The 6,340-nt window shown below is 71.8% G+C and carries 5 protein-coding genes; 3 read left to right on the top strand and 2 right to left on the bottom strand.

Features of this window, described 5'->3' with window-relative positions; all coding sequences use genetic code 11:
- Window positions 1–102 precede the first annotated feature (102 nt).
- From ITI46_RS32490 to ITI46_RS32480, 3 genes are all read left to right on the top strand, one after another.
- Window positions 103–1,050 carry an HAD family hydrolase gene (locus ITI46_RS32490; RefSeq protein WP_209243536.1) on the top strand — a complete coding sequence of 316 codons (948 nt, stop codon included), beginning with the start codon at window positions 103–105 and terminating at the stop codon, window positions 1,048–1,050.
- Between the two features lie 380 nt (window positions 1,051–1,430).
- Window positions 1,431–2,339 (top strand): ECF subfamily RNA polymerase sigma factor, BldN family, encoded by a 909-nt coding sequence (locus ITI46_RS32485; RefSeq protein ID WP_209243535.1) that lies wholly within the window; start codon window positions 1,431–1,433, stop codon window positions 2,337–2,339.
- Window positions 2,340–2,616: 277 nt separating this feature from the next.
- Window positions 2,617–3,921: a DUF5667 domain-containing protein gene (locus tag ITI46_RS32480; RefSeq protein ID WP_209243534.1), complete on the top strand. Its 1,305-nt coding sequence runs from the start codon at window positions 2,617–2,619 to the stop codon at window positions 3,919–3,921.
- A gap of 55 nt (window positions 3,922–3,976) precedes the next feature.
- Here the strand turns inward: ITI46_RS32480 and ITI46_RS32475 are convergent, their stop codons facing one another.
- Together ITI46_RS32475 and ITI46_RS32470 are read right to left on the bottom strand one after the other, a co-directional pair.
- Entirely contained in the window at window positions 3,977–5,182 is a 1,206-nt protein-coding gene (locus ITI46_RS32475; RefSeq protein ID WP_209243533.1) for a lysophospholipid acyltransferase family protein, read from the bottom strand.
- Window positions 5,175–6,242: an NAD-dependent epimerase/dehydratase family protein gene (locus tag ITI46_RS32470; RefSeq protein WP_209243532.1), complete on the bottom strand. Its 1,068-nt coding sequence runs from the start codon at window positions 6,240–6,242 to the stop codon at window positions 5,175–5,177. The genes ITI46_RS32475 and ITI46_RS32470 overlap by 8 nt, the downstream gene beginning before the upstream one ends.
- Window positions 6,243–6,340 lie beyond the last annotated feature (98 nt).

Genomic DNA, 6,340 nt, shown 5'->3' with positions numbered 1-6,340 from the left:
CCCCTCCCGACCGCCACCCCGCACCCCGGCCGTTCACCCTCTCCACACCCCCCGCAACCCCGACGCAACCGCCGGACCGAACAGACTGGCTATGCTCGCGGCATGGCCCTTCCTGCATGGCTCACCCCTCGCAAGCGATCGGCGACCGCGCGCAGCGTTCTCGCGGGCGAGGCCGCCGCGGAGGCGGCCCGCAAGCAGGAGCAGGAGCTCGCCGAGGCGGAGGCGGCCGCGCGTGCAGCGGCGGAAGGAGCGGAGGAAGCGGAGTTCCCCGTGGCGGGGGATGTCCGCGCTGCCGCGTTCTTCGACCTGGACAACACCGTCATGCAGGGTGCCGCCCTCTTCCACTTCGGCCGCGGCCTCTACAAGCGCAAGTTCTTCCGCAAGCGCGAACTGACCCGCTTCGCCTGGCAGCAGGCGTACTTCCGGCTCGCAGGCTCCGAGAACGCCGACCACATGCAGGACGCGCGGGAGAGCGCGCTGTCCATCGTCAAGGGACACCGCGTCTCCGAGCTGATGGCGATCGGCGAGGAGATCTACGACGAGTACATGGCGGGCCGCATCTGGCCGGGCACCCGCGCGCTCGCACAGGCCCACCTGGACGCCGGGCAGAAGGTGTGGCTGGTGACGGCGGCACCGGTGGAGACGGCCACGATCATCGCACGCCGGCTGGGCCTGACCGGCGCGCTGGGCACGGTCGCCGAGTCGGTCGGCGGCGTCTACACCGGGCGGCTGGTCGGCGAACCGCTGCACGGCCCCGCCAAGGCGGAGGCGGTCCGCGCACTGGCCGCGGCCGAGGGGCTGGACCTGGACAGGTGCGCCGCGTACAGCGATTCGGCGAACGACATCCCGATGCTGTCGCTCGTCGGTTATCCGTATGCGATCAATCCTGACAGCCGTCTTCGGGCGCACGCTCGTGAAATGGGCTGGCGGCTGCGGGACTACCGCAGGGGCCGCAAGGCGGCCAAGGTGGGCATCCCGGCCGCGGCCGGTGTCGGCGCGCTGGCGGGCGGAGCGGTCGCCGCCGCCGCAGTACAGCGGCGCCGCCGCTAGGGCCCTCACGAGGACAGCCGTCTCCGCGCCGAGGCGCGCGGCGCCCGCCGTACGCCCGGCACGCGCCGCCGCGGGCGCGGCAATCCAGCAGTGTTACCCGGCGCTCGGGCCCGGCAGTCACGGTCCGCCCGGTCGGGCGGAACTCATCACGCAGGCGTCAGTTTCAGCCAGCCAAATGATCAAAACCAGTCCTCGATTCGCACCTGATTGCGGCTCCAATCCGTAACAGAACGAACCGAAGCGACGTTTTTGGCAACTAGGTGTAGCGCCGCCTGTACGAAGCGTTATTCTCCTCAGACGCAATTCGGTACCCATCCGTCCCTACGCCGGGTGAATGGTCCCGCACTGCACGTGATGGAAGCTCTGCCTCTGGGAGTCCCGTGTACCCACACGTCGGGGTTGACGCCTCGGGCCTGGCTACGCTGCGCACGACAGTCATCGACCAACTGCGTGCGTTCGTCCCCACCGCGTACGCCGTCCCTGCCCTCGCCGCAACGACCGCACCTGTCCCCGCAGGGATCTCAACTGTCCCCGCAGGTCCCTGCCATGCCCTCGCCCGCCGCGCCGCCCGCGCACTGACCACGGCCGGTCCGGCCGCCTCCGCCGCCGCGTCCCCGGCGGCCTCGTCCCGCACCTCCTCGTCCTCGCCCACCCCCACCGCGTCCCGCACCTCCACAGCGAGCGGCAGGCGCGCCCGGGGCACCGGTGCCGTCGCACGGCGCCCCGCCGCCTCGGACACCGACAGCCGCCGCATGATGGACCTCGTCGAACGCGCCCAGGACGGCGAGGCCGAGGCGTTCGGCAGGTTGTACGACCAGTACAGCGACACCGTCTACCGCTACATCTACTACCGGGTCGGCGGCCGGGCCACCGCCGAGGACCTGACCAGTGAGACCTTTCTGCGCGCCCTCCGCCGCATCGGAACCTTCACCTGGCAGGGCCGCGACTTCGGGGCCTGGCTGGTGACCATCGCCCGGAACCTCGTCGCCGACCACTTCAAGTCCAGCCGCTTCCGCCTCGAAGTGACCACCGGCGAGATGCTCGACGCCAACGAGGTCGAGCGCTCCCCGGAGGAGTCGGTCCTCGAATCCCTCTCCAACGCCGCCCTGCTGGAGGCCGTACGTAAGCTCAACCCCCAACAGCAGGAGTGCGTAACGCTCCGATTTCTCCAGGGGCTCTCCGTGGCGGAAACGGCCCGGGTGATGGGCAAGAACGAGGGCGCCATCAAGACGCTCCAGTACCGCGCCGTCCGCACCCTCGCCAGACTCCTCCCCGACGACGCGCGCTAGCACCGACGGCGTGCGCGCCGGGTGCCGGCACCCGGCCCTCGGTCCTGGGTCCAGGGTCCTGGGCCGTTGACCGTCGCCCATCGCCCATCGGCCTCCGCACCAGTCACATCATCGTGACATCCGACTCCGTAACCCGAGTGGCTTGCGCTCGTTGTGGGGGTTGCAGACTCCCCGTAGCCGCTGCCCGGGCCGCAGTCGCCGCTGAGTGAGCGCGGTCGGCCACGCTCATGGCTGGGTGCAGGGGAGCCGACCGTGCTGACGAGAGGAGGTGCCGCCGGTGATCGGATCCGTGCCGACGAGCCGACGGGCCATCGCCTTCGCCCAAGCCCTGGACGAGCAGGAGCGTGACGCGGGCGCGGCGGCCGATGCGGGGCCCGAGGCGTCCCCTGACGACCGGAGGGGCGAAGGGGCACCGCCGACGGACACACCGCACAGCCACCGGGACAGCCACCGGGACGACACTTCGGACCGGTCGCTGCTGTCCCTGGCGGAATCGCTGCGCGTGCTCCCCAAACCGGAGTTGGCCCCCGAGGTCAAGACGGTCCAGCGGGCCCAGCTGATCGCCGCCATGGAGGCCGCCTTCGCGGAGGGCGAGACGGCGGCACGCGGCGCACGCTTCCCCGAGCAGCGCGACGCCCGTACCGGCTCCCGCGCCCGTGGTGGCCAGCACCGCGCACCCGGTCTCGGGCCGCTGGGCAAGCTGCGGCCCAAATCCCGGCTGGGCAAGGGGCTCGCGGCCGGCGGGCTGAGCGTCGGCGTCGCGGCCAGCGCCTTCGGCGGCGCCACAGCGGCCAGCACGGACGCGCTGCCCGGCGACTCGCTCTACGGCCTCAAACGCGGCATGGAGGACCTGCAACTCGACCTGGCAGGCGACGACGCCGACCGCGGCAGCCTGCTGCTGGACCACGCCTCCACCCGGCTGCACGAGGCCCGCCGTCTGATGGAGCGCGACCGCTCGGGAGAGCTGGACCACGAAGCGCTCGCCGAGGTCCGCAGGACGCTCTCCGGGATGCGGCAGGACGCCTCCGAGGGCCACCGGCTGCTGAGCGGCGCCTACCGGAAGAACGGCGACCTGGCACCGATCCGGTCCCTGTCCGCGTTCTCCAAGAACCACCGCGCGGGCTGGACCCGGCTGCGCGACCGGCTGCCGACGCAGCTGCACGATGTGAGCGACGAGGTCAGCTCCGTCTTCGACGCCATAGACCACGACGTCAGCCCGCTGCGCTCGCTGCTGCCCCAGGAGCGGGACGAGGCGGCGCGGAAACGCGAGCCGGGCACCGGTGACCGCACGGGTGAGGAACAGCCCTCCACGTCGCCGAGCTCCTCGTCCACCGAGGACGTCGCCGGCCGGCGGGACGGGCGCAGCGAGGAGCCGTCGCCCTCGGACTCGCAGCGGGAGGGCGGAGGGCTGCTCGGCGGCGGACTGCTCGAGCCGTCCGGCCAACCGGACCGGGAAGGCAGCCCGTCCCACTCGGGCCCAGGCTCCGACGGCCCGTCCACGCCCGGCAGCGCGCCCGAGGTGACGCTGCCCCCGATCGTCCCGGACGTCCTGCCCCGCCTCGGCCTGGACGGCGGCAGCTAGCCACGGCAGCCGGCAGGGCGGGTACGTACGAAGGAACAGCGCGTCGGCAGAACGCTCAGAAGAACACCGAACGCCGCCGCACCAGCAGTTTGTAGAGCGTGTGCTGGATCGTCTCCCGTACCTGGTCGGTGAGGTTGAACATCAGCATCGGGTCCTCCGCGGCCTCCGGTGGATAGCCGTCGGTGGGTATCGGCTCACCGAACTGGATCGTCCACTTCGTCGGCAGCGGCACCGCACCCAGCGGGCCGAGCCAGGGGAAGGTGGGGGTGATCGGGAAGTACGGGAAGCCGAACAGCCGGGCGAGAGTACGCGAGTTGCCGACCATCGGGTAGATCTCCTCGGCCCCGACGATCGAGCACGGCACGATCGGCGCGCCCGCGCGCAGGGCCGTGGAGACGAAGCCGCCGCGCCCGAAGCGCTGGAGCTTGTAGCGGTCCGCGAAGGGCTTGCCCAGCCCCTTGAAGCCCTCCGGCATCACCCCGACGACCTCGCCCCGCTCCAGCAGCGTCTGGGCGTCCTCCGCGCAGGCGAGCGTGTGCCCGGCCTTCCGCGCCAGCTCGTTGACGAGCGGCAGTACGAACACCAGGTCGGCGCCGAGCAGCCGCAGATGGCGGTCGGCGGGGTGCTGGTCGTGCACGGCGACCTGGAGCATCAGCCCGTCCAGCGGCAGCGTCCCCGAGTGGTTGGCGACCACCAGCGCGGCGCCGTCCGCGGGTATGTTCTCCACCCCGCGCACCTCCACCCGGAAGTACTTCTCGAAGACCGGGCGCAACAGCGTCATCAGGACCTGGTCGGTCAGCTCCTGGTCGTAGCCGAAGTCGTCGACCTCGTAATCGCCGGTGATCCTGCGGCGCAGAAAGGCCAGGCCGCGCGAGGCGCGGTTCTCCCAGCCCTTGCCGAGGAACTGCTCCAGCAGCCCCGAGGGCTCCTCCTGACGTCCCGGCGACTCCTGGCCCGGCCCCCCGTCCGACTCCCCGTCCCCCAGTGGCTCCTCCGCGCCCTGCGCCGCGTCCGGCTGGTCCTCCGGCACAGTGGTCAGCCGGGAGCGCCGGGCCGCGCGGCCACTGCTGCGACGTCCGGCACGGCTCTCGTCCGCGCCACTTCCCGTACCCGTACCCGAAGCGGAAGCGGAACCGTGCTGCCCGGAGCGGCCGGTACGGGAGGAGCGGTTGCCGTCCCTGGGGCTCCGGCTCGCAGCGGCTCCCGAACCGCGTGAGCGGTCCCTGTCGTCGTCGAAGGGTATGACCTTCGCGTCAGCCATCCTGGCGCACCTCCTCCGGGCCGGGCGTTGCCGGCAGCAGTCCAGCGAACCGGTCGACCGCCTCGGCGAGCCTGCGCGGCGGCAGCAGCCCCGGGCCGCGCTCCCGCACGAAGTCGTCCAGCGTCTGGGCGGTCGTCCGGCGCGGTATGAATCCCAGAATGTCGCGTGCGTGGTCGGTACGGACGACACGCCCGTGGGTGAGCAGCCGTATCTGCTCGGGCGAGAAGTCCGTCGCGCCCACCGAGCGCAGCACGCTCCGGCTCCACCGGATCGCCGGCAGCAGCATCGGCACCGTCGGCCGCCCCAGACGCCGGGCGCACTGTGACAGCAGCAGAACGCCGTCCCCGGCGATGTTGAACGTCCCGGCGGTGAGCGTCCCCCGGCGCGGCTCGCCCGCCGCCAGCCGCAGCACCTCGATCACATCGTCGTCGTGCACGAACTGCAGCCGGGGGTCGTATCCCAGCACGGTGGGCAGTACGGGCAACGAGAAGTACGCCGCCAGCGGCGACTCGGCGGCGGGGCCGAGGATATGGGCGAAGCGCAGCACCGTCACGGCGACGTCGGGGCGGCGCCGCGCGAAACCGCGCACATAGCCTTCGACTTCGACGGCGTCCTTGGCGAAGCCACCGCTCGGCAGATCCCTCACCGGTGTCGTCTCGTCGAAGACAGCGGGATCGCGGGGTGCGGAACCGTACACACTCGTCGTCGATTTGATCACCAGACGACTGACTGTGGGCGCCTTCTGACAGGCGCCGAGCAACTGCATGGCACCGATGACGTTGGTCTCCTTGACCGCGCCGCGCCCGCCGCCGCCCAGCGTCGGCGGGGTGCCGTGCACATCCATGTGGACGACCGTGTCGACGGCGTGTTCCGCCAGCACCTTGCCGATGGCCGGCTGCCGGATGTCGGCCCGTACGAATTCGGCGCCGCCCAGCTGGTGCGCCGGGGGCTGGGCGTCCACGCCGATCACCCGCTCCACGTCGGGCTCTCGCTGGATACGGCGCACGAAGCGGCCACCGAGCGGCCTGGCCACTCCGGTGACAAGCACGACCTTGCCCACGATCCCTCCCTGACACCCGGATACGGTCCGTGCCCCCGTATGAGCCACACCGCGAATCCATAGCAGAACCGCCGCCTTTCTCTCCGCGCGGAGAGAAA

This window comes from Streptomyces oryzae (assembly GCF_017676365.1).
GTDB classification, from domain to species: Bacteria; Actinomycetota; Actinomycetes; order Streptomycetales; family Streptomycetaceae; genus Streptomyces; species Streptomyces oryzae.
The sequence above is the reverse complement of the archived record's forward strand: the minus strand, read 5'-3'. Positions and strand labels throughout refer to the sequence as shown.

What these genes read in the sequence shown, in the direction of transcription:
- ITI46_RS32475 (WP_209243533.1), bottom strand. Translation starts at nt 5,182, where the DNA reads ATGGCTGACGCGAAGGTCATACCCTTCGACGACGACAGGGACCGCTCA.
- ITI46_RS32490 (WP_209243536.1), top strand. Translation starts at nt 103, where the DNA reads ATGGCCCTTCCTGCATGGCTCACCCCTCGCAAGCGATCGGCGACCGCG.